Genomic DNA, 22,979 nt, shown 5'->3' on the forward strand with positions numbered 1-22,979 from the left:
GTTTGCGCCGACAGCGGCGTTTCAGCTCACCAGAGTCAGTGCGGCTTCCCCGCCTGCATGGACACGGTGTGCGAATTTGCCATCCACTTGCGCGCCTTGCTCGATAGTCAGCGCATCGTAAGTCACGTCGCCATGAATGCGGGCCGATTTCAGTATCACCAGTTCGCCCGCTTCGATGGAGCCATGGACAGTGCCCGAAAGGCGCGCGCTCTGCGCCTTGATCGCGCCGGTGATGGTGCTCTTCTCGCCCTGCACCAGCGCGGCGCAGGTGATGTCGCCTTCGACCGTCCCGTCGATGTGCAGGTCGGCAGTGGCGGTCAGATCGCCCTTGATCGAAACATCGATGCCCAGAATCGAGAACGTGGCGGCCATTGGATTACCCCCGGTGTGCTGGCGCTGATCCGGCGCGGGCTTCTTGTTGAACATTGCTGGCTGCCTCAAGGAAGGGGCGCGGGTTGACCGGACGGTCATTGATCCGCACCTCGAAATGAAGATGGGGGCCGGTAGAGCGGCCGGTACTGCCGATCTTGCCGATTTCCGCGCCTGCGTCGACCTTTTCGCCAACGCGGGCGCCTGTCCGCGACATGTGCGCGTAGCGCGTCATCAAGCCGTTGCCGTGGCTGACTTCGACGCAATTGCCATAGCCCTGCTTGACCCCGACGAAGCTGACCGTACCGGCGGCGGCTGCATAGATCGGTGCGCCCATCGGCCCGCGAAAATCAAGCCCTGCGTGAAAAGCCGGGCCGCCGCTGAACGGATCGGAGCGATAGCCGAAGCCGCTGGAGATATATTCGAGGCTGGCAGGCAGCGTGTTGGGAATGCGGGCAAGGCCTTTCTGCATCGCGGCCATGCGCTCAAGGCTGGCACCAAGGCGGGCGAAGCGCGGATCGATGGTTTCGTCGCGCCCGGTAAACAGGCGGATCAACGGACCGCCCTGCCCCTCGCGCGATGCGGCCCGCAGCATCGCGGGGTTGAGGCCGACCCGGCGAATCGCGGTTTCAGCGGCGGCAGAGCGGGCATCGGCATAGCGCGTCAGGCGTTCGATGAATGCCAGCTGCCGCGCTTCGATGCGGGCGAGCCGACGTGCTTCGGGCAATTCCATGGAGATTTTGCGCACGGTCTTTTCCGCTTCGGCGCTGCTGTCCGATACGGTGCCCTGCGGCAGGTCTTTCGGCAGTTCGCCGATGGTGCCTTCAATCGCTTTCTCAATGAAATCCTGTCGGCGGGCGAGGTCATCGGCCACGCCGTCCAGCCCGCCGCGATACTTGTTCAACCGGCTTTCGCTCGAAGCCACCGCCGCTTCGCGCTGCAACAGCGCGGCATGATCCTGCGCCGAGGAGAACTGCGCGACCAGTGTCGCGGTCATCAGTCCCAGCCACAGCAGCACGGCGGCAGCGAAGCCGCCGGCAAGCGACATCTGCAGGCGTGGCGATATGCGGATGAAGCGCACCTGCCCGTGCGAGCGCATGAAGAACTCACGCTCCGGGAACCAGCTTCGTATTCGCGCCGCCACTTCGGACAGCTTCATCGTAGGCAAGACTTGGCGACCCCGTCGACATTTTTGTTCACGATCCCGTTGGCGGGCGCGTTAGCGACGGGAACTGGACGTGGCGAATCGGATTGTGTCCAACCGGGCTGAACCGTGTGAGTCCCCCGATGAGTCGTTCCCGAAGGTGTGATTTGTCGCATTCGCCGGATCTGCGACGCTGTTGAGTCGCGCCGTATGACGCTGCCGGATGACAGGGCGTTCCTGCGATGATAGGGCGCTGCCCATGTCCACGCAGCTTCAATCGCCCGTCGAATCCGTGACCGATATGGTCGAAGGCCTTGCCCGCGCCGCCCGCGCCGCCCGCGCCGCGCAGCGCCAGCTTGCACAGCTGGATGCCCCGGCAAAGGAGCATGCGCTCAAGCTTGCCGCCGAAGCCCTGCGCGGTGCCGAGGCTGAAATCCTTGCCGCCAATGCGCTGGACATGGCCAATGGTGCCGCCAACGGGTTGACGCCCGCGCTGCTCGACCGGCTCAAGCTGACGCCCGAACGCCTTGCCGGTGTTGCCGATGCGGTGGCGCAGGTTGCCGCGCTCGCCGATCCCGTGGGGCAGGTCATCGACGAAGCCGTCCGGCCCAACGGCATGGTGTTGCAGCGCGTGCGCGTGCCGGTTGGCGTGATCGGCATCATCTATGAAAGCCGCCCGAACGTGACCGCCGATGCCGCCGCGCTCTGCGTTCGATCGGGAAATGCCACGATCCTGCGCGGCGGCACGGAAGCGGTCCATTCCAACCGTGCAATCCATGCTGCGCTGGTCAGGGGCCTGACTCAGGGCGGCGTACCTGCCGATGCGGTGCAGCTCATGCCCACGCAGGACCGTGCCGCCGTCGGCGCGATGCTGGCTGCGGCGGGCCTGATCGACATGATCGTGCCGCGCGGGGGCAAAAGCCTTGTCGCGCGGGTACAGGCCGATGCGCGCGTTCCGGTGCTGGCTCACCTTGACGGGATCAATCACACTTTCGTCCATGCCGCCGCCGATGCCGCGATGGCCAGGGCCATCGCGCTCAACGCCAAGATGCGCCGCACCGGCATTTGCGGGGCGATGGAAACGCTGCTCATCGATGCGACCTATCCCGATCCTCACGGTCTGGTGGAACCGCTGATCGATGCCGGTTGCGAATTGCGCGGCGATGCGCGCGCCTGCGCCATCGATCCGCGCATAATGGCCGCCACGGATGACGACTGGGATACCGAATACCTCGAAGCGATTCTTGCGGTCGCCGTGGTCGACGGACTGGACGAGGCGCTTGCCCATATTGCCGCCCACGCATCGGGCCATACCGACGCCATCGTGACAGACGATCAGGCCGTGGCGGACCGCTTCCTGGGCGAAGTCGATAGCGCCATCGTCATGCACAATGCCTCAAGCCAGTTCGCCGATGGCGGCGAGTTCGGCCTTGGCGCGGAAATCGGCATTGCCACCGGGCGGCTCCACGCGCGCGGGCCGGTGGCGCTGGAAGGGTTGACCACGTACAAGTGGCTGGTGCGGGGTTCCGGGCAGGTGCGTCCCTGACCCTTACCGGACTTCTGGGCGGCAGCTTCAATCCCGCGCACGGCGGCCATCGCCGTATTTCGCTGTTTGCGCTCGATGCGCTGACGCTGGACGAAGTGTGGTGGCTGGTATCGCCCGGCAATGTGCTGAAGCCCGCCCAGGGCATGGCTCCGCTGCCCGCACGGCTGGCTTCGGCGCAGGCGCAAACCCGCCGGGCACCGATCCGCGCGACAGCCATCGAACGCGAATTGGGCACCCTCTATACGGTCGATACCCTGCGCGCCCTGAAGCGGCGCTATCCCAAAAGGCACTTCGTATGGCTGATGGGGGCTGACAATCTTGCGCAGTTCCATCGCTGGAAAAACTGGCGGCAGATCGCAAGGGCGATGCCGATTGCAGTGATCGCGCGTCCGGGGTATGATGCACCTGCCTTGGCAAGCCCTGCCATGGCCTGGCTGCGCCGCTGGCGCCAGCGGCCCGGACAGTTCGTCTCCGGCGCAAAGCAGGCCGCCCCCGCGCTGACCATTCTTCGCTTCGATCCCGATACCCGGTCGGCCAGCGCGATTCGCGCCGCCGTTCCTGACTGGTCTGCCAGCTTTGGCACTGCCAGCCTGCGCGATCCGCTTACGCATCGCGCCGTGAATCGAGGCAAAACCTGACCGCGCATCCCCCGAAAACCGCCGCGCGCGCAAGGCGTCGCGTCGAAACCCATGTGCAATTGAATCGTTATTCCTTGACTCTTGAGCCACGGAGGCCATTTCGCGCACCATGACCAGCGTTCAACCTGTTTCGGCAAGCGCCGACAAAGCCAATAAAGTGTCTGCAATGGCCGATACCGCCCCACGCACTGCCGCCTTGCTGCACGATCTCGTGCTGGCGTCGCTCGATGATGACCAGGCGATGGATGTCGTCAGCCTCGCGCTCGAAGGCAAAAGCTCGATCGCCGATTACATGGTGATCGCATCGGGCCGCTCGACCCGGCAAGTGGCCTCGATGGCGCAGAAGCTGTCCGAACGGATCAAGCACGGCGGCTACGGCCACGTCCGCATCGAAGGCCTTCCCGCAGCCGACTGGGTGCTGGTCGACGCCGGCGACGTGGTGATTCACCTGTTCCGCCCGGAAGTGCGTACGTTCTACAATCTCGAACGCATGTGGAACTTCGGAGACGCGGGCGCGGCCTGATAGAATTGTTGCCGCGGGCGTTTTGCATGGATTTGTTTCGCGCAGAGACGCTGAGGAAGCGGAGAGCGCAGAGAATTTGCAGGACGTGTTTGCGTCCTTCCTTTTTCCCGGCGCCTCTGCGCGAAGCCCGTACTATCCCTTCGGGGATTCTCACGGCGCCAGACCCGCGCTAGACCCCGCTCATGCTCCTCCACATCATCGCTCGCGGCAAGATTGGCCGTTCGCCCGAAGCGGAACTGGTGGATCGCTATGCCCGGCGCATTGCGTGGGGCTGGAAGGTTACCGAACTGCCCGATCGCGGCGGCCAGATTCCACCGCCGTCGCAAACCCCGTCGCGGACCGTGGCGATGGACGAGCGCGGCAAACAGCTTACCTCAAGCGAATTTGCCGCCATCCTTGGCCGCTGGCGCGATGATGGGGTGCGCGAAACGCGGTTCCTGATCGGCGCGGCGGACGGGCATGATGAGCCATTGCGCGATTCGGCCGATCTGTTGATCGCGTTCGGCAAGGCCACATGGCCGCACATGCTGGCCCGCGCGATGCTTGCCGAACAGTTGTGGCGCGCCACCAGCATTCTTGCTGGCCATCCCTATCATCGCGAAGGATAGTGGCGGCATGACGTCACGATTTGCGTTTGTGGGAATGGTGTTGCTGCTCGCGGGCGTTGCGGGCTGGCAGGCCGCGGCGCAGCAGGGCAGTGCCCTTGCCGATGCGGGCGAGGCGGGCGAAGCGCTGCGTCACGCCGGGCAATCGCTGGCGCAGACCCGCGCTCGCGCTGAAAAGCTGGAACGCTCCGCCCGCAGCGCCACCGCCGAAGCCGATCGCACCGCGCGCGAGGCCGCAGCCGTGGCAGCGCGCATCCAGCAGTCCGAGGCCGAGATCGAACTGGCGCAAGCGCGCATCGCAATGATTGACCGCCAGCGTGAGGCCTTGCGCGGACGCATGGCAGAGCGACAGGAGCCGGTCGTGCGCCTCACCGCCGCGTTGCAGATGATGGCGCGCCGACCGCTGGCCTTCAGCCTCGTCCGGGCCGATAGCTTGCGCGATACGGTCTATCTGCGCGCGGTGATGGAAACGATGCTGCCCGAAGTGCAGCGTCGCACGGCTGGCCTTCGTGCCGAGATTCAGCGTGGCCGCAAGTTGCAGGAGGATGCGCGCCTTGCCGCCACACAGCGTCGCGCCAGCGAACAGGCGCTTATCCAGCGCAAGACCGAACTGGCAGCGCTGGAAAGCCGCCAGCGCCTTGCCAGTCGGGTCGCCCAAGGGGTCGCCAGCCGCGAGGCGGACCGGGCGATGGCGCTGGCCGAACAGACGCGTGACCTTTCGGCACTGATGGGTCAGCTGGAAAGCGATGGCGCGGTGCGGGCGCGGCTTGCGGCATTGCCCGGCCCGATCCTGCCGCCGAACCGTCCGGGCGATGTGCTGGTAGTTTCCGATGCGCCCGCCGCTGCCGGTTCGGCTGCCCCTTCCGGGATTGCGTGGATCATGCCGGTGGCGGGGCGACTCGTTTCGGGCTTTGGCGAACGCGGCGATGTCGGCCTGACTACCGGAATCGCGCTTGCCACCAACGGCGGCGCGCAGGTCGTTTCGCCTGCCGATGGACGCATCGCTTTTGCCGGGGCCTATCGCGGTTATGGCCGGATCGTCATCGTCGAACATGACGGCGGCTGGACCACGCTGGTCACCAATCTTGGCCGGATCGGCGCAATCGTGGGTGAAAAGGTGGTGCAGGGATCGCCGCTGGGCAGCGCCGGACCGGGGCGTCCGGTGCTGACGGTCGAACTGCGGCGTGATGGCGCGCCGGTCAATCCGCTGGAGCAAGTGCGCGGCTGACCTTGATAGTCCTGCCCCAAAACCTCATCTGGCGTTAATTCACCGCCGGTTATACAATCGTCACATGCATGTCTCTTCGCGAAAGGCCCCAAGGGCAATGAGCTTCGCTCCTCTTATGCGAGCAACTGCGCTCGTCACCGCTGTTGCGCTGATCCCGGTTGCCACGGCAGGCCTTGCCGCGGTCGATGCCCGCTCCGGCCCTGAATTCGGCAAGCTCATCGCGGTCTACGAACGGGTGAAGGCGAATTACGTCGAAACGGTGGACGACGACAAGCTGCTCAAGGGCGCGATCGACGGCATGCTCGCCACGCTCGATCCGCACAGTTCCTACCTCGATGCCCGTGATTTCGAGAACCTGCGCACCCAGACTGAAGGGTCATATGGCGGCCTTGGCCTGTCGGTCACGCTCGATGATGGCGCGGTCAAGGTCATCGCGCCGACCAAGGGCAGCCCGGCCGATCAGGCCGGGGTCAAGGCGGGCGATTTCATCACGCATCTTGATGGCAAGCTGATTTACGGTGGCTCGCTTGATGAAGCGGTTGACCAGATGCGCGGTGTGCCCGGCTCGCAGATCCGCCTCAGCGTGTTCCGTCCGGGCCGGGACGAACCGTTCGACGTGACGATCACGCGCCAGATCATCGAATTGAAGCCGGTGGAATGGGAACTCCAGGGCAATGTCGGCGTGATTTCGGTCTCCAGCTTCAGCGCCGATGTTGGTGCATCGGTGCAGAAGGCATGGAGCGATATCAGGGCAAAGACCGGCGGCAGGGTCACCGGCCTCGTGCTCGACTTGCGCAGCAATCCGGGCGGCTTGCTCGATGAAGCCGTGGCACTGTCGGACCTGTTCCTCGACAAGGGCACGATCGTTTCGCAGCGCGGCCGCTATGCCCGCGACAACGAGGTCTATCCTGCCGAAATCGTGACGCGCGGGGATATCGCCAAGGGTGTGCCGATGATCGTGCTGATCGATGAAGGCTCGGCCTCTGCTTCGGAAATCGTGGCGGGCGCGTTGCAGGATCAGCATCGCGCCGTGGTGATGGGCCAGCGCAGTTTCGGCAAGGGCAGCGTCCAGACGCTGATCCCGCTGACGCGCGATACCGCGATCAAGCTGACCACCGCGCGCTATTACACGCCTTCGGGCAAGTCCGTGCAGGAAGGCGGCATCGATCCCGATATCGTCGTACCGCAGATTTCCGATCCCGACCTGCGCAAGCGTCAAGCGCGGTCCTATCGCGAGAGCGACTTGCGCGGCCATCTGATCAACGAGATCAAGCTGGATGACAAGGATCTCGAAAAGGACAAGATCGACGATCCGCGCTTCAAGATGACGCCTGAGGAACTGAAGGCGAAAAACATCAAGGACTTTCAGCTTTATTACGCCATCCAGACGCTTGGCCGCACCGCGCCCCGCAGTGCACTTGTGGCCAAGCTGAAGCGGTAATAGGGCAGGGGGCATGACACCGCTCCAGTCCAGAAACGCTGCCTATGCACTTGCGCTGATCGTGCCTGCCGCACTGATGGGCGGGGCACTGATTTCGCAATACGGCTTCGGGCTGTTTCCGTGCCAGATGTGCTGGTGGCAGCGCTATCCGCACATCGCCGCCATCGTCTTCGCGTTGCTCGCCTTCACGATGAAGGGCAGAGGCGCAAGCGATATGGCGGTGATTCTCGCGGCGATCTGCGTCGGTGCGTCAGGCCTGATCGGCGGCTTTCATGCGGGCGTCGAATATGGCTGGTGGGAAGGCGTCACGTCCTGCGCCACGGTGGCGGGCGGCGGCAATCCGCTCGATGCCATCATGAATGCGCCGGTCATCCGCTGTGATGTTGCGCCCTGGACTTTGTTTGGTATCAGCCTTGCCGGTTTCAATTTCCTCATCTCGCTTGGCGGCGCGGTGCTGATTTTCGCATTGCTCGGCAAGGGCCGAAAGGGAGCCTGACCATGGTGAAGAACGCCTCGATGCTGCGCGTGGACCAAGCCGGGGAATTTGGCGCGACCCGCATTTACGCAGGCCAGCTGGCTGTCATGGGGGACCGCGCGCCGCATTCGGCGGAAATCGCCGCGATGGCCGCACAGGAAGCCGATCACCGCAAGCGCTTCGATGATCTGATCGCCCGGCGCGGCGTACGGCCCACCGCGTTGCAGCCGGTATGGTCCGCCGCAGGCTTCGCACTGGGTGCCGCCACCGCGCTGATCGGCCCGGAAGCCGCAATGGCCTGCACCGCCGCGATCGAGACCGAAATCGACAAGCACTATACCGAACAGCTTGAGGAACTGGGCGAGGACGACCCGGAACTTTCTGCCATGATCCGCGAATTTCGCGATGATGAACGCGATCATCGCGATGCCGCGCTGGCGGCGGGGGCGGAAAAGGCGCCGGCCTATCCCGTGCTGTTCCACGCCATCCGCCTTGGCTGCCGCGCCGCGATTGCGATCAGCAAGCGGATTTGATTCCCCGCAAGGACCTGCCTTCATCTACCATTCACAGCCGGGACGCCCTATATCGGGGCAAGGTTACCGGAGACCATAGATGAAGCGCCTGATCCCTGCCGTCCTTCTCGCTGCCAGCGCCCTTGCAGCCGGTGCCATGGCGGCCCCGGCTCACGCGCAGGACGCAGGGCTGGTCGATCCGGCGGGGGAGCGCGTCAACCAGATCATCGTCTATGGCGATGATCCCTGCCCCGCTTCCAGCGATGGCACGATCACGGTCTGCGCGCGCAAGGAAGAGGAAGAGCGCTTCCGCATTCCCAAGCCGCTGCGCGACAATCCCAACGCCGCAGTCAATCAGGCATGGAGCCAGCGGGTGCGCGCTTATGAAACCGTGGGCGCATCGGGGGTAAATTCGTGCTCGGCGGTCGGCTCTGGCGGGGCATCGGGCTGTCTCACCCGCCTGATCGACCGTGCCTATGCCGAAAAGAAGCAATCGTCCGACGTTCAGTTCGGCAAGCTGATCGAAGAAGAGCGCGCCCGCCGCCTTCAGACCATCGATGCTGATGCCGCCGCCGAACAGGGCCGCGTCGAACAGATCGAAAAGGAATACGAAGCGCGGTTGAAGCGCGAGCGCGATGGCATCGCAGCGCCGGTCGTTGCGCCTGCCGAGCCTCCCGCCCAACCCTGATCGCGCGAAGCGCTTGAAAGTTTCTCGCGCAGAGGCCGCAAAGGACGCGGAGAGATTAAACTAAAATCTCTGCGTCCTTTGCGGTCTCTGCGCGAACAATCCCTTCTTCCCTTACGGGTACGGGCTGAACCTCGCAGCCCGACGTCACCCCAGCGCGATGTCGGGGGCGTCTTCCTGCTTCATGCCGATGGTGTGATAGCCCGCATCCACATGATGCGTTTCGCCGGTCACGCCAGAGGCGAGGTCTGACAGCAGGTAAAGCCCCGCGCCGCCGACATCCTCGATCGTCACGTTGCGGCGCAGCGGGCTGTTGAGTTCGTTCCACTTCAGGATGTAGCGGAAATCGCCGATCCCGCTGGCGGCCAGTGTCTTGATCGGCCCGGCCGAAATCGCGTTGACGCGGATGCCCATCGGGCCGCAGTCGTTGGCGAGATACTTCACGCTGGCTTCCAGCGCGGCCTTGGCAACGCCCATCACGTTGTAATGCGGCACGACCTTTTCCGCGCCGTAATAAGTCAGCGTCACGATGGAGCCGCCGTTGGGCATCATTTCGGCGGCGCGCTTGGTCACGGCAACCAGGCTGTAGGCCGAAATGTTCATCGTCATCAGGAAGTTATCGAGCGTGGTATCGTAGAACTTTCCGCGCAGCTGGGACTTGTCGGAATAACCGATGGCGTGGACGATGAAATCGATCGTCGGCCAGCGGGTCTTCAGCGTTTCGAACGTGGCATCGAGCGCGTCCATGTCGGACACGTCGCATTCGATCAGGAAATCGCTGCCAAGGCTTTCGGCCAGCGGGCGCACACGCTTTGCCAGCGCCTCACCCTGATAGGAAAACGCCAGTTCAGCGCCCTGTTCGTGCAGTTTCTGGGCAATGCCCCATGCGAGTGACTTGTCATTGGCAAGGCCCATGATCAGGCCCCGCTTTCCGTGCATCAGTCCGGTCATGCGCTTTCGTTCTCGCTTCTCGTCGTCTTTGCAACCGCGCGGACGCGATCGTCGGCCTGCCCCAGCATGTCGCGCTCTTCCGGTGTTTCGGCCAGCGCGGCATTCAGTTCGGCTCCTACTACCATCCCTAAGCCGACCAGCCAGAAAAAGAAAAGAGCGATCATCATTCCGGCAAGGCTGCCGTAAGTCAGATCATACGACAAAAATGTGCGCAGCGCAGTCGGAAGTACCGTCGTGACGCCGATCCACCAGATTGTGACGAACAGAGCGCCGGGCCACTTCGGGTAGTGCCGCCCGCGGAACGCACCGGGGGTGAGCGATGCGAACAGCAGCCACAACGCGCCATAGAGCACGAAAGCAGGGGCGATCCGGCTGAGCGCCAGCATTCCCAGAAGATCGTTGAATTGCGGAAGGAACGCCTCGATCACCTCTTGCGCGGTCCCGATGATCACTTGCGCGATGATCGACAGCAGGATCAGGACGACCGATGCCAAAATGATTCCGGTGGATGCCAGCCGATAGCGCCAGAATGCATGTTCCCATTTGGTGCCATAGGCACGGCGCAGGATATCGCGCATCGTCTCGATCAGGCTTCCCACCGTCCACAAGCCAAAAATTCCGCCGACCCACAGCAGCCAGCCGCTGCGTGCATCGATCACGCTGCGTGCGACAGGCTCGATCACATTGGCCACGACCGGGGGTAGCGCGATCAGCACGGTGTTGATCGCAGCCGCGCGCTGGCTCGGCTCACCGATTGCCGAAAACAGGGCGGCGGCGGTTATGAAGAACGGGAACAGGGAAATGACGAACATGTAGGCAAGATTGCCCGCATGGATCGAACCATCATTCCACACACCCAGAAAGACGCGCTTGATCACTTCCCACGCGCGACTGCCGGGGCCAAGCCGCTCGCGCGCCTCGGCCATGCCGGCACGCCAGCGTAGCGCCTCACGGCGCCGCGCCTCTGGCGACAGGTCGGGTACTTCGACGAGCGGACGAGCACCCGGCGGCAGGTTGCCGGGCTGCATCTGTCAGACGCCGAATTTGTCGCGAAGGTTTCTCATGTCCTGCCAACCATCGAGACGGGCTTTAAGGTCCTGATCTTCTGCAGGAAGATCGATTTGCAGGGTTACCAGCTGATCGCCCCGCGTACCATCCTTGCGGGTGAAGCCACGGCCCTTCAGCCGCAGCGTCCGCCCGCTGGACGTACCGGGTGCCACGGTCAGCATCACCGGGCCATCCACGGTCGGCACTTTAACCTTTGCGCCATGCACCGCTTCGCCAAGATTGATCGGCAGATCCATGCGGATATTGTCGCCGTCGCGCTCATAGAACGGGTGCTTGCCGATCTCGATCGTGATGATGGCATCGCCGTTGCCGCCGGGGCCGGGTTCGCCCTTGCCGCCCAGCCGCATCTGCTGGCCGCTTTCGACGCCCGCGGGAATCTTGAGATCGATGGTCTTGCCATCGGACAGCGTGATGCGCTGATTGGCGCGCGTGGCTGCGTCGGTAAACGACACTTGCAGGCGATAACTGACATTGGCGCCTTTTGGCGGCGGCCCGCGACGTGCGCCACCACCGCCGAAACCGCTGCCGCCCATTCCACCACGACCGCCGAACAGACCTTCGAAGATGTCGCCGATGTCGACACCTTCGGCCGCGCCGCCAAAGCCGCCTTCAAAGCCGCCGTCGTGCCGAAAACCGCCCTGGTTGCCGCCGAAGCCACCACCAAACGGACCTGTCGGATTGCCGTCGGCATCGATCTCGCCCCGGTCGAACCGGGCGCGCTTGTCCTTGTCGGACAGCAGGTCATAGGCGCGGGTCACTTCCGAAAAGCGCTCGGTCGCCTTCGGGTTGTCCTTGTTCTTGTCCGGGTGCAGTTCCTTGGCCAGCTTGCGATAGGCAGACTTGATGTCCTTTTCGCTCGCGCTGCGGGGAACTCCGAGAAGTGAATACGGGTCAGCCATGCGCCCTAGCTAGGATCAAGCACGTCTGCCCGCAAGGTTGGCTTTCCTCCTTGGGCGTGTCGGAGTAGGCAGCGATCCATGCAATTGATCCCGGTCATGGCAATGCCCGCCAATTTGGCGATGCATCCCCGCGCGGGCGGGAACCTCAGGCCGGATTGTGAAACCTTGGAAAAAGCCCCGGCAACGCCTTTCTGGACACTGTAATCCGTGTAACCTTGTCAGGAAATTCTCGTGAATTCTGAACAGAATGCCGATGCCATCCCCCATGCCGATCCCTTTGCGATCTTCGAATCGTGGTACGAACAGGCCCGGCAAAGTGAACCCAATGATCCCAACGCGATGGCACTCGCCACGGCAACGCCCGACGGGCTGCCCTCTGTCAGGATGGTGCTGCTGAAAGGGCATGGCCCTGACGGCTTCGTTTTCTACACCAACTTTCACAGCCGCAAGGGCGGCGAACTGGCCGCCAACCCGCATGTCGCGCTGCTGTTCCACTGGAAATCGCTGCGCCGACAGATTCGCATCGAAGGCGCGATTGCGGAGGTCACCCCGGCAGAAGCCGACGCCTATTTCGCCAGCCGTCACCCCGAATCGCGGCTGGGTTCGGCCGCATCCGACCAGTCGCGCCCCCTGGCTGACCGGCAGATTTATCTCGACAGGGTGGAAGCGCTGCGGGCGGCCTATCCCGACGGCAACGTCGCGCGTCCGGCGCACTGGTCAGGCTATCGCGTGACGCCAGCCGCCATCGAATTCTGGCAGGACCGCGATCACCGCCTGCACGAACGCCGCCGCTTCATGGCAGACGGTGCGGGCGGCTGGACCAGCACCCTGCTTTACCCCTAAAGCGCAAGACCATGGACCAGACTCACGCCAGCCTGAACCGCAAGGCCGCGCTTGCCAGCATTGTCGTGGCGACGATGCTGGTGGGCATGAAGCTGTGGGCCGTCCTCTCGACCGGCTCGACCGCGATGCTCGGATCGCTGGCAGATACCACGCTTGATCTGATCGCCAGCCTCGCCACGCTGCTGGGCGTGTGGGTTGCCGCGCAGCCCGCCGATCACAACCACCGTTTCGGCCACGGCAAGGCCGAAGCACTGGCAGCGATGTTCCAGGTTGTGCTTATTTCGATCTCGGCGGTGGGTCTTGCATTCCGCGCGGTCGAACAGTTGCTGGGCGGCGGGCAGGTGGCCGAACCCGAATCGGGGGTGATCGTTTCGATCATCGCGCTGGCCGCCACCTTCGCGCTGCTGGCCTATCAGCGTCATGTGATTCGCCAGACGAACAGCCTGGCGATCAGCACCGACAATGTTCACTACAAGTCCGACCTGTTCCTCAATGTCGCGGTGATCGCGGCGCTGCTGCTCGACACGTATGCCGGCATTCGCGGGGCGGATGCGGTGTTCGCGTTCGGCATTGCGCTGTGGCTGGGCTGGGGTGCATGGGGTGCCTCGCAGGAAGCCATCGAACAGCTGATGGATCACGAATGGCCGATTGAGAAGCGCGAGCGGTTCCTGCAACTTGCGGCCCAGCACCCGGAGTTGAAAGGTCTGCACGATCTGCGCACCCGCACCAGCGGCAATCGTGATTTCGTGCAGTTTCACGTCTGGGTCGATGGACGGATGACGGTGACGCAGGCGCACCGCGTGATGGACGAGATCGAGGCCAAGCTGATGGCGGCGTTTCCCGGTGTCGAGATACTGATTCATCCCGACCCCGAAGGACTGGTGGATGAAGGCACGATGGGCGCGGAAAACCTGCTTGCGCCCGGAGCAGAGGGAGCCAGCCCGGCGATTGCAGCGCAGGGGGCGCCCAGACCGTGACCGATAGCAGAGTTCCCTATTTCCACGTCGATGCCTTCACCGCCACACCGCTCAAAGGCAATCAGGCGGCGGTGATGATGCTTGAAGCCTGGCCGGACGACGCGACGTTGCAGGCCATCGGCGCGGAAAACATGTTTGCCGAAACCGCGTTTCTGGTGGCGGACCCCACCGGCGCCACCGATTTCGAGCTGCGCTGGTTCACGCCCGCTGTCGAAGTGGCGATGTGCGGCCACGCCACGCTCGCGTCCGGCCATGTCGTGTTGACGCAGGACCCGATGCGCGGCTGCGTCACGTTCTCCACGCGCAAGGCCGGTGTCCTTGAAGTTGTGCGCGATGGCAGTCGTTATGTGCTGTCACTGCCTGTTGTGCCAACCGCGCCGGGATCGTTCGATGAAGCCGCCGCCATGCTCGGCGCGGCGGTTCCGGCCGAGGTCTGGCAAGGCGATGGCTATAACCTGTTCATCTATGCCACTGTGGATGAGGTTCTGGCGCTTGCCCCCGATTTCAAGGCATTGCTGGCTTATGGCGATGTGCAGTTCATCGCCACCGCCCCCGGCGCGGGCCATGCTTCAGGGGCCGATGTGGTCAGCCGCGTGTTCGTGCCCGGTGGCGGGATTGACGAGGATGCGGCGACTGGCTCCGCTCATGCTGCGCTGACACCATATTGGGCGCAGCGATTGGCATGCAACGCTTTCGCGGCGCATCAGGCCTCGGCGCGGGGCGCGGACTTTGCGTGTCGGCTCGAAGGAAATCGCGTGCTGCTTGGCGGGGCCTGCGTGACCGTGGTCGAGGGCCTGTTCCAGATGCCTTAGCGGTAAAGTGCGACGATATCGGCGAGGCGGTCGACCACCGGCCACGACTTGTCGTCCGGCGTCTTGCCAAGGCGGACCACGACAAGGCCCCGGCTTGGGCTGACCAGCACGTATTGGCCAAGGTGGCCGATGCAGGCATAGAGGTCTTTGGGACCACGATCGGGGAAAAGCGCCGCTTCGCCATCGGTCGGTTTGCGGTTGAGCCAGACTTGCGCGCCATACTGAGCCTCACGCGGGGAAGGCGTGACCATGAAATCGATCCACTGGCGCGGAATGATCTGCGCGCCGCCGACCGAACCCTTGGTGCGCAGGAAATCGCCGAAGCGCGCCCAGTCGCGTGCGGTGCCGTGGATCAGCGAACCACCGATCAGTGTCCCGGCGCGATCAAATTCGGGGAGCATGGATTTCATCCGTGCCGGTTCGAACAACCGTGTGCGCAAGTAGTCCGACACCGCACGGCGGCGGCTTTCGGGATCGGGTGCGGGCGAAAGCACGCGCGCGGCAAGGTCGGCGAGAATCACGCTGCTGGCGCTGGAATATTCGAACTTGCGGCCCGGCTCCGCTTCAAGGGGCTGGTTTTCGGCATAGCGCGCCATATCGTCGCGCCCGTCGCGGAAAAGCATGCGCACTTCGTCCGATTCGTAGACCGGGTCGATGGCTTCGGAGTGGCGCAGGCCAGAGCGCATCTGGAGGAGCTGGCGCAGGGTAATCTCGCCACGCGGATCGCCGGGGCGCTGCCATGCCGGAACTGGCGCGGTTTCATCGAGGCGCAGGCGACCATCGGATACCAGCATGCCGATCATGACGCCGGTTACGGTCTTGGCCATCGACCAGCTGACCATCCGGGTGTTTTCGTGGAAACCTTCACCATAGCGTTCGGCCACGATCCGGCCGTTCTTCATCACGATCAATGCGCGGGTTTCTGCCGCTTCTTCGGCGAACAGCGCATCCACCGCGCGGGCAAGGCTTTCGCGGTCGACGCCGGGGTCCTTGGCCACCGCCTTCATCGCTTCGGCCGAGACCGGAATGGGGGCGTCTACCTCGTTCGTCCCCGGCGAACATGATGCCAGGGCTGGCAGCACGGCAAGGGTCAGGATAAGGGAGAGCGTGTGGCGGGCCATCGGGTTCGTCCTTCCACCAGAACGCATGGCAATGGCAACCGGCAACCACAGTTCCCCCACAGCTCCGTCGCTCACCATTGCGCCCCGTCGCAATGGGCGGCTGCGCTGGGCATTGGCTGGCCTTGCGCTGATCCTGGTTCTGTTTGCGGTTTTCCTTTCTCCGTTGCGCAGTTACGCCACCACCGGCGCCAGCTATGGCGCGCGGGTGGCGTGTTCGTGCCGTTTCGTCGGCGGGCGAGACCTTGCCGACTGTACGCGCGATTTCGAACCGGGCATGGAACTGGTCAGCCTGAGCGAGGACGTGCAGGAGCGCAGCGTCACCGCGCGATTCGCCTTGGTAGTCAGCGAAACGGCAACCTATCGCGAAGGCTGGGGCTGTGTGCTGGAGCCGTGGAAGTGATGCGTCAGGCGTCTGCACGCATGGTTGCATCGATCCAGCCACCGCCCACAACGCGTTCACCGGCATAGATCACTGCCGCCTGTCCCGGCGCGACGCCGAATTCGGGCTGGTGGAAGCGGATGATGCACGAGGTGCCCTGGCCGAACGGACCTTCGAGCGTGATCGGCACCGGCTTTGCCATCGAGCGGACTTTCGCGGTCAATGATCCTTCCGGCAGCGGTCCGATACGATTCGTCTCGATGATCGTAGCGGCGTTCACCGCCAGCATCCGCCGCGGGCCTGCCAGTACGCGGCGATGGGCGGCATCAAGCGAGACGACATAGAGCGGTTCGGGCTGGCCGCCGATTTCAAGGCCACGGCGCTGGCCGACGGTGTAGTGGATGATGCCGCGATGCGTACCGAGCACCTCGCCGGTGGCGGCATGGACGATCTCGCCCGGCGCATCGCCTTCGGGGCGAACGGCGCGCACGACCTTGGCGTAATCGCCATCGGGCACGAAACAGATGTCCTGGCTATCGGGCTTGGCCGCCACGACAAGGCCCAGTTCCTGCGCGATATGGCGTGTCTCGCTCTTGGGTAGCCCGCCCAGCGGGAAGCGCAGGAAATCGAGTTGAGCCTCGGTCGTGCCATAAAGGAAATATGACTGATCGCGCGCCGGATCTGCGGCGCGGTGCAGTTCGGGACCGGCGGAACCTGCCACGCGCTGGACATAGTGGCCGGTGGCAAGGCAGTCCGCGCCAAGATCACGCGCCATGGCGAACAGGTCGGTAAACTTTGGTCCCATGTTGCAGCGGACGCAGGGGATAGGGGTCCGTCCGGCGAGGTAATCGTCGGCAAAGCGTTCGACCACTTCCTCGCGGAAGCTCGATTCGTGGTCGAACACATAATGCGCGATGCCGAGCCGGTCGGCGACGGCGCGGGCATCGCGGATATCGTCGCCTGCGCAACATGCACCTTTCCGCCCGGTTGCGGCACCGTAATCGTAAAGTTGCAGGGTAACGCCGATCACTTCGGCACCGCTGGCGGCGGCGATTCCGGCCACGACCGAACTGTCGACCCCGCCGGACATGGCCACAACAATGCGCCGCGTGCTGAGCGGGCGGGCAAGGTCGAACAGTGCGGACAAGTCTGGAAGGGCGGAAATGGCGGACATTTCCCGCCCATAGGCGCATTTTGCGCCAAGGGCAAAAGCGGACCGTCTGACGGCTTAACCTTCGGCAGGGAACATCAACAAAAGTTAAATGGGCCATTTACCGGACCTTAGCGGTCTGGCCCCTACAACGGTTGGCGATGGATATGAGTTTCACCCAGCCTGGCGTTTTCGCGCCGACCGAAGCCGGGGCAGGCCTGCGCCCGATGACGTGGCACGAACTTTGTGCGCGCATTGCCGCGGTGCAGGATTTGCGCCGCGTGATGGCCTCTGCCGGACAATCCGACGACGCAATATTCAGCGGCAGTTTTCATGGGCAGGCGGCGCGACTCATTGCGTCGGGATTTTCGGGCGCTCCGGCGCAACGTATGGAGAGTGAAGGCATTGTTAACCCAACCTCTTCAGCGAATGGCAAAGCGAAATTCGGCACAGTTGCCCAGACAGAAGGCCGCCCTGCGGCCGGGCCTTGCTGAAGTACGAGACTGACATGATCGAAAACCAGAAAATGCGTCCGGCACAAGTTATCGGTCCCCTTGGGGAGCCGTTGACGCTGGACAGCCTCCCCCCTCCCAGCACGACGCGCTGGGTGGTTCGCCGCAAGGCCGAAGTGGTCGCGGCGGTCAATGGCGGCCTGCTGACCATTGATGAGGTCTGCGAGCGCTACAATCTTACGCTTGAGGAATTTGCCTCATGGCAGCGCGCGGTCGACCGCTCAGGCATGCAGGGCCTGCGCGTGACCCGCATCCAGCATTACCGGGACTTGTACGAGCGTCAGCTCAAGTACTGAGTTTCGGCAACCGGTCCATCCACGGCGGCCGTCTTCCTTCGGGAAGGCGGCCGTTTCATTTGGTGCGTACGGTATTTCGGGCAGCCGACGCTGCGCCACGCCCCTTTTGCTTCAAACGCAGGGTCCGGGCCGAAGTATTGCGAGTGCATCTATGCTTGCGCCATGTTCGCCAGACGTTACAAAAAGTTACAGGTGCAATAAAGACACGCCCGCCATTTCGGCTTAGGTCCTTCGTCGAGACGGAATTGCCACTGGTCGTAAGCAGGTCTATTGCCACCGCATGTTCTGTCAGAAAGGCAGCGTCGCGGTGCTTGCGGCGAGTGCGTTATGAAGATAACACACCTACTCGATCATGAAGGGGCCAGCCCTCGAACCGGCAAGGGACGAAGGCAGTGAAAAACATGAATTACGAAACCACCATCGACGCAGACAGCGCCACCGAATTCGGCAAGCTGGCCGAACAGGACGGCAAGACGCCATCATCGCGCCGCAAATGGGTGATCGGCGCGGTCGTGGCCATCCTTGTGCTGGGCGCCTGGTGGGCAATGCATGGTTCCGATTCCGCTGCCGATGGACAGGACACGGCGGCGCAGGCGCAAGTGGTTTCCGTCGTGGTGCCAGGCCAGGCGACGATTGCGGGCACGATCAATGTCAGTGGCACGATTGCCGCGCGCCGGGAAATGCCGGTCGGCGTTGCGGGCGAAGGTGGCCAGGTAGCCCAGGTCCTCGTCGATGCCGGAGACTGGGTCCGTGCGGGCCAGGTTCTCGCGGTGATCGATCGTTCGGTGCAGAGCCAGCAGATCGCCAGCCAATCGGCCAACATCGCCGTGGCGGATGCCGACGCACGGCTGGCGCAGGCGAATCTCGATCGTGCGCTGCGACTGGTTGAAAAGGGCTTCATCTCCAAAGCCGATATCGATCGCCTGACGGCCACCCGCGACGCCGCAAATGCACGGGTCCGTGTTGCGCGCGCAAGCCTGGGCGAACTTGGCGCACGTGCGGCACGGTTGAATATCGTCGCGCCCGCAGCGGGGCTTGTGCTGACCCGCGCGGTCGAGCCGGGCCAGGTGGTCAGTTCGGGCAGCGGGGTACTGTTCTCCCTGGCACGTGACGGCCAGATGGAAATGCAGGCGCGCTTGTCAGAAGCCGATATCGGCCGTTTGTCGGTAGGGAATGTTGCCGAAGTGACCCCGGTGGGCACGACGCGCGTGCTGACCGGGGAAATCTGGCAACTTTCGCCGACTATCGATCCGCAGACGCGCCAGGGCATTGCCCGGATCGCGCTGGCCTATGACGCGGCGTTGCGGCCGGGCGGCTTTGCCAGCGCCAGCCTGCGTTCAGGCACGATCGTTGCGCCGCTTCTGCCGGAATCGGCCATCCTGAGCGACGAGAAGGGCGCCTACGTCTTTGTCGTGGCGTCCGATAACAAGGTGCGGCGGCGTGATGTGACCACGGGTGAAGTGAGCGCGCGCGGCATTTCGGTGATCAAGGGGCTTTCCGGCAATGAACGGGTCGTGTTGCGCGCGGGCGGTTTCCTTAACGCCGGTGATCTGATTCAGCCGGTGCTGACCAAGGCTGCTTCATCCCAGTCGGCCTCTGCGAAGTAGCCCGTAAATGAACTTCCAGAACATCTCGGCCTGGTGCATCCGCAACCCTGTCGTACCGATTGTGCTGTTTATCGGCCTGACCCTGGCCGGCCTTCTCTCATTTTCGCAGATGAAGGTTCAGGACAATCCCGATATAGAATTTCCTGTGGTGATCGTCTCGATCTCGCAGCCCGGCGCCGCGCCGACCGAGATCGAGAACCAGATCACGCAGCGGGTGGAATCCGCGGTGCGTTCGATCGCCGGGGTCGATACGCTGACGTCCACGGCGTCCGAGGGCAACAGCCAGACGCTGGTCCAGTTCAAGATCGGCCACGACATCAATTCGGCCGTCAACGAGGTCAAGAATCAGGTAGATCAGATTCGCAGCGATCTTCCCGAAGGCATTCTTGAGCCGCAGGTGTTCAAGGTCGAGACATCGTCGGAGCCGATTGCCTACTTCGCGGTTGCCGCCGATGACATGACGCTTGAACAGTTGTCATGGTATGTCGACGATACCGTCGCCAAGCGCCTGCTCGCTGTCGAAGGCATGGCTGAAGTCAGCCGGTCTGGTGGGGTCAATCGCGAAATCGCGGTGACGATCGATCCGGTTCGCATGAGTTCGCTGGGGGTGACGGCCAGCCAGATCAACGCGGCATTGCGGCAGGTCAACATCAACGCGGCTGGCGGACGCACCGAAATTGCCGGATCGCGCCAGTCGGTCCGCGTGCTGGGCAATGCAGGCTCCGCCTACGATCTTTCGCAGACCGAGATCGCCCTGTCGAACGGACGCACCGTGCGGCTTGCCGAAGTGGCGGACGTGCGTGACAGCTACAGCGAGATCACCTCCATCGCGAAGTTCAACGGCAGGCCCGTGGTGACTTTCTCGATTTCGCGCGCGCGCGGCGAATCGGACGTGTCGGTGTTCGACACCGCCGTCGAGGAAATGGCCGCGCTCGAAAAGGAGCAGGGCGGCAAGGTCGAGTTCGTCGAACTGTTCACTTCGGTCACGTATACCAAGGAGCAATATCGCTCTTCGATGAACGCGATGGTCGAAGGCGCGCTGCTGGCCGTTGTGGTCGTGTTCTTCTTCCTGCGCGACTGGCGCGCCACGATGGTCTCGGCCGTCGCTATCCCGCTGTCTTCGATTCCGACATTCTGGGTGCTGGACCTGATGGGGTTCACGCTCAACCAGATGTCCCTGCTGGCACTGGGGCTTGTCGCAGGCGTGCTGGTGGACGATGCGATCGTGGAAATCGAGAACATCGTGCGCCACATGCGCATGGGCAAATCGGCCTATCAGGCCGCAATCGATGCAGCCGACGAAATCGGGCTGGCCGTTGTGGCCACGACATTCTCGATCGTCGCCGTGTTCTTCCCGGTGGCGCTCATGCCCGGCGTTTCAGGGCAGTTCTTCAAGAATTTCGGCCTGACCGTGGTTATCGCCGTGCTGTTCTCGCTGCTGGTCGCGCGCATGATCACGCCGATGATCGCGGCCTATTTCCTCAAGGCGCATGGTGAAGCCGAACATGGCGGCGGCGTCTGGATGGACCGCTACATGAAGGTGCTTGGCTGGTCGCTGAACACGGCAAAGGCGCGGGCTTATCGGGCCGAACACCCCCCGCGCAGGTTCCGTGCGCGGTTGCGCGATCACCGTGTGTGGATGATGGGCATCGGCTTTGTTGCCCTTCTGCTCACGCTTGTTCTGGGTGCGACCATACCCAGCCAGTTTTTCCCCGATGGCGATAGCGACTCAAGCCGCGTGAGCGTCGAGATGGTGCCCGGCACCACGCTGGAGCAGACCGAGCGCAAGGTGAGCGAGATCGTTGCGCTGCTCAGCAAGGAGCAGGAAGTACGCTCGACGCTGGCTTCGGTGCGCGAGGCCAAGGCGAACATCTACCTGAACCTGCGCGAGGACCGCGAGCGGACCAGTCTCGACTTCGAGCGGGAGATGACTCCGCGTCTGCAGCAGATTGCCGATGTGCGCGCCAATTTCATGTCGAACGGGCCAAGCGGTCCGGGCGGCGGTTCAGGCCGTCCGATCAGCATCATGCTGGCCGGGTCCAATCCTGATCTTCTGCAGAAGACGGCGCAGACCCTGGTCGAGCAGATGGCCAAGCTTCCGCAGGTCGTTGCCCCCCGCGTGAGCGCGGATTTGCGCCGACCGGAAATCATCATCACCCCCCGGCTCGATCTGGCTGCCAATCTTGGGGTCACGACCCAGGCGTTGAGCCAGGTCATCCGCATCGCCACGCAAGGCGAGATCGACCAGAACAGCGCAAAGTTCTCGTTGTCGGATCGTCAGGTGCCGATCCGCGTGAAGTTGCCGGTGGAATCGCGGCGCGACTTGTCGACGCTGGAAAACCTGCCGGTAACGACGGCTTCGGGTGGGTCGGTTCCCCTGTCGCGCGTGGCCGAAATCACGTTCGGTTCCGGGCCGACGCAGATCCAGCGCTACAACCAGAGCCGCCGCGTATTCGTGGGCGCCGATCTGCCGCCGGGCGTGATCAAGGGCGACGCCATGGCCGAGATCATGAAATTGCCGATCATGAAGAACCTGCCGCAGGGCGTATCGAACACCGCGGCAGGCGAAGACAAGTTCCAGGCCGAAATGATGAACAGCTTCCTGGTGGCGCTGGGGGCGGGGATCCTGCTGGTGTTTTCGGTGCTGGTGCTGCTGTATCACCGCTTCATTTCGCCGCTGGTCAACATGGGGTCGCTGTTCCTGGCACCGCTGGGCGGCCTCATGGCAATCGGATTGCTGGGGCAATCGCTTTCTCTGCCGGTGTTCATCGGCATCCTGATGCTGTTCGGTATCGTTGCGAAGAACTCTATCCTGCTGATCGACTTTGCCCTTGAAGAAATGGCGGCGGGCAAGGCCAAGCTCGAAGCCATTACCGAAGCGGGGCACAAGCGTGCACAGCCGATCGTCATGACGACGGTGGCCATGGTCGCCGGCATGATTCCCACTGCGGTATCCATCGGGGGAGACGGTGGATGGCGCGCGCCGATGGGCGTCGTGGTGATCGGTGGGTTGACCCTTTCGACCCTGCTGACCCTGCTGATCGTGCCGGCGGGCTTCAGCCTGGCCGATGGTCTGGAGAAGCGTATCGGGCCATGGCTGGCCCGCCATGTCCTGGGGCAAGAGCCGGAGCCTGCGCCCGTTATCGCTGCGCGAAGGAACGAACCGCCGCACGAGGCATTTCCCGCGGAGTGAACGCT

General features: G+C 63.6%; 24 protein-coding genes. 17 read left to right on the top strand and 7 right to left on the bottom strand.

Annotated elements, in window-relative coordinates:
* Window positions 1-21 precede the first annotated feature (21 nt).
* Window positions 22-426, bottom strand: coding sequence for a polymer-forming cytoskeletal protein (locus LUA85_RS00125; RefSeq protein WP_231466295.1), 405 nt, complete (start codon window positions 424-426; stop codon window positions 22-24).
* Entirely contained in the window at window positions 377-1,528 is a 1,152-nt protein-coding gene (locus LUA85_RS00130) for a M23 family metallopeptidase (protein WP_231466296.1), read from the bottom strand. The genes LUA85_RS00125 and LUA85_RS00130 overlap by 50 nt, the downstream gene beginning before the upstream one ends.
* 244 nt (window positions 1,529-1,772) lie before the next feature.
* On the opposite strand from LUA85_RS00130, the gene LUA85_RS00135 reads away from it, so the two are divergent.
* The 9 genes from LUA85_RS00135 to LUA85_RS00175 all read left to right on the top strand — a co-directional run bounded on the left by LUA85_RS00135 (window position 1,773) and on the right by LUA85_RS00175 (window position 9,169).
* A complete protein-coding gene (locus tag LUA85_RS00135) occupies window positions 1,773-3,059 on the top strand; it encodes a glutamate-5-semialdehyde dehydrogenase (protein WP_231466297.1) in 1,287 nt (428 codons plus the stop codon).
* Window positions 3,023-3,697: a nicotinate-nucleotide adenylyltransferase gene (locus tag LUA85_RS00140; RefSeq protein ID WP_231466298.1), complete on the top strand. Its 675-nt coding sequence runs from the start codon at window positions 3,023-3,025 to the stop codon at window positions 3,695-3,697. The genes LUA85_RS00135 and LUA85_RS00140 overlap by 37 nt, the downstream gene beginning before the upstream one ends.
* Before the next feature lie 166 nt (window positions 3,698-3,863).
* Entirely contained in the window at window positions 3,864-4,220 is a 357-nt protein-coding gene (rsfS, locus tag LUA85_RS00145; RefSeq protein WP_231466299.1) for a ribosome silencing factor, read from the top strand.
* A gap of 182 nt (window positions 4,221-4,402) precedes the next feature.
* Window positions 4,403-4,828: a 23S rRNA (pseudouridine(1915)-N(3))-methyltransferase RlmH gene (locus tag LUA85_RS00150; RefSeq protein WP_231466300.1), complete on the top strand. Its 426-nt coding sequence runs from the start codon at window positions 4,403-4,405 to the stop codon at window positions 4,826-4,828.
* A 7-nt stretch (window positions 4,829-4,835) separates the two neighbouring features.
* Window positions 4,836-6,053 (top strand): murein hydrolase activator EnvC, encoded by a 1,218-nt coding sequence (locus tag LUA85_RS00155; RefSeq protein ID WP_231466301.1) that lies wholly within the window; start codon window positions 4,836-4,838, stop codon window positions 6,051-6,053.
* Window positions 6,054-6,150: 97 nt separating this feature from the next.
* Window positions 6,151-7,494, top strand: a complete 1,344-nt coding sequence (locus LUA85_RS00160) for a S41 family peptidase (protein ID WP_231466302.1) — start codon at window positions 6,151-6,153, stop codon at window positions 7,492-7,494.
* Between the two features lie 13 nt (window positions 7,495-7,507).
* The gene (locus tag LUA85_RS00165) at window positions 7,508-7,990 is read left to right on the top strand and encodes a disulfide bond formation protein B (protein WP_231466303.1); all 483 of its coding nucleotides are present in this window, start codon (window positions 7,508-7,510) and stop codon (window positions 7,988-7,990) included.
* Window positions 7,991-7,992: 2 nt separating this feature from the next.
* Window positions 7,993-8,502 (top strand): demethoxyubiquinone hydroxylase family protein, encoded by a 510-nt coding sequence (locus LUA85_RS00170; RefSeq protein WP_231466304.1) that lies wholly within the window; start codon window positions 7,993-7,995, stop codon window positions 8,500-8,502.
* 79 nt (window positions 8,503-8,581) lie between these two features.
* Window positions 8,582-9,169, top strand: a complete 588-nt coding sequence (locus tag LUA85_RS00175; protein WP_231466305.1) for a hypothetical protein — start codon at window positions 8,582-8,584, stop codon at window positions 9,167-9,169.
* Window positions 9,170-9,313: 144 nt separating this feature from the next.
* On the opposite strand, the gene fabI is transcribed toward LUA85_RS00175, so the two are convergent.
* Genes fabI through LUA85_RS00190 form a run of 3 tightly spaced genes read right to left on the bottom strand, consistent with a single transcriptional unit; the run spans window position 9,314 to window position 12,084 of the window.
* A complete protein-coding gene (fabI, locus tag LUA85_RS00180) occupies window positions 9,314-10,117 on the bottom strand; it encodes an enoyl-ACP reductase FabI (protein ID WP_231466306.1) in 804 nt (267 codons plus the stop codon).
* On the bottom strand, window positions 10,114-11,145 hold the full coding sequence (locus tag LUA85_RS00185; RefSeq protein WP_231466307.1) for a YihY/virulence factor BrkB family protein: 1,032 nt from the start codon (window positions 11,143-11,145) through the stop codon (window positions 10,114-10,116). Before LUA85_RS00185 ends, fabI begins: the two co-directional genes overlap by 4 nt.
* 3 nt (window positions 11,146-11,148) lie before the next feature.
* Window positions 11,149-12,084, bottom strand: coding sequence for a DnaJ C-terminal domain-containing protein (locus LUA85_RS00190; RefSeq protein ID WP_231466308.1), 936 nt, complete (start codon window positions 12,082-12,084; stop codon window positions 11,149-11,151).
* A 231-nt stretch (window positions 12,085-12,315) separates the two neighbouring features.
* Between LUA85_RS00190 and pdxH the strand changes: the two genes are divergently transcribed.
* From pdxH to LUA85_RS00205, 3 genes are read left to right on the top strand one after another with little or no spacing between them, the layout of a single operon-like run.
* Window positions 12,316-12,927 carry a pyridoxamine 5'-phosphate oxidase gene (gene pdxH / locus LUA85_RS00195; protein ID WP_231466309.1) on the top strand — a complete coding sequence of 204 codons (612 nt, stop codon included), beginning with the start codon at window positions 12,316-12,318 and terminating at the stop codon, window positions 12,925-12,927.
* A gap of 11 nt (window positions 12,928-12,938) precedes the next feature.
* Complete coding sequence (locus LUA85_RS00200) at window positions 12,939-13,904, top strand: cation diffusion facilitator family transporter (protein ID WP_231466310.1); 966 nt, start codon at window positions 12,939-12,941, stop codon at window positions 13,902-13,904.
* Window positions 13,901-14,716, top strand: coding sequence for a PhzF family phenazine biosynthesis protein (locus LUA85_RS00205; protein ID WP_231466311.1), 816 nt, complete (start codon window positions 13,901-13,903; stop codon window positions 14,714-14,716). The genes LUA85_RS00200 and LUA85_RS00205 overlap by 4 nt, the downstream gene beginning before the upstream one ends.
* Here LUA85_RS00205 and LUA85_RS00210 read toward each other — a convergent pair.
* Window positions 14,713-15,837, bottom strand: coding sequence for a serine hydrolase (locus tag LUA85_RS00210; protein ID WP_231466312.1), 1,125 nt, complete (start codon window positions 15,835-15,837; stop codon window positions 14,713-14,715). The genes LUA85_RS00205 and LUA85_RS00210 overlap by 4 nt on opposite strands.
* A 25-nt stretch (window positions 15,838-15,862) precedes the next feature.
* Here LUA85_RS00210 and LUA85_RS00215 point away from each other — a divergent pair, with 25 nt between their 5' ends.
* Window positions 15,863-16,237: a hypothetical protein gene (locus LUA85_RS00215; RefSeq protein ID WP_231466313.1), complete on the top strand. Its 375-nt coding sequence runs from the start codon at window positions 15,863-15,865 to the stop codon at window positions 16,235-16,237.
* Between the two features lie 4 nt (window positions 16,238-16,241).
* Here LUA85_RS00215 and mnmA read toward each other — a convergent pair whose 3' ends face one another.
* Window positions 16,242-17,390, bottom strand: coding sequence for a tRNA 2-thiouridine(34) synthase MnmA (mnmA, locus tag LUA85_RS00220; protein ID WP_231466314.1), 1,149 nt, complete (start codon window positions 17,388-17,390; stop codon window positions 16,242-16,244).
* 203 nt (window positions 17,391-17,593) lie between these two features.
* Here mnmA and LUA85_RS00225 point away from each other — a divergent pair, with 203 nt between their 5' ends.
* The 4 genes from LUA85_RS00225 (at window position 17,594) to LUA85_RS00240 (ending at window position 22,974) form a co-directional block, all read left to right on the top strand.
* Window positions 17,594-17,860 (top strand): hypothetical protein, encoded by a 267-nt coding sequence (locus LUA85_RS00225; protein ID WP_231466315.1) that lies wholly within the window; start codon window positions 17,594-17,596, stop codon window positions 17,858-17,860.
* A 14-nt stretch (window positions 17,861-17,874) separates the two neighbouring features.
* Window positions 17,875-18,174, top strand: a complete 300-nt coding sequence (locus LUA85_RS00230) for a DUF1153 domain-containing protein (RefSeq protein ID WP_231466316.1) — start codon at window positions 17,875-17,877, stop codon at window positions 18,172-18,174.
* A gap of 401 nt (window positions 18,175-18,575) precedes the next feature.
* Window positions 18,576-19,781, top strand: coding sequence for an efflux RND transporter periplasmic adaptor subunit (locus LUA85_RS00235; protein ID WP_231466317.1), 1,206 nt, complete (start codon window positions 18,576-18,578; stop codon window positions 19,779-19,781).
* Between the two features lie 7 nt (window positions 19,782-19,788).
* On the top strand, window positions 19,789-22,974 hold the full coding sequence (locus tag LUA85_RS00240; RefSeq protein WP_231466318.1) for an efflux RND transporter permease subunit: 3,186 nt from the start codon (window positions 19,789-19,791) through the stop codon (window positions 22,972-22,974).
* Window positions 22,975-22,979: the final 5 nt, after the last annotated feature.

This window comes from Novosphingobium sp. CECT 9465 (assembly GCF_920987055.1).
Classification (GTDB): Bacteria; Pseudomonadota; Alphaproteobacteria; order Sphingomonadales; family Sphingomonadaceae; genus Novosphingobium.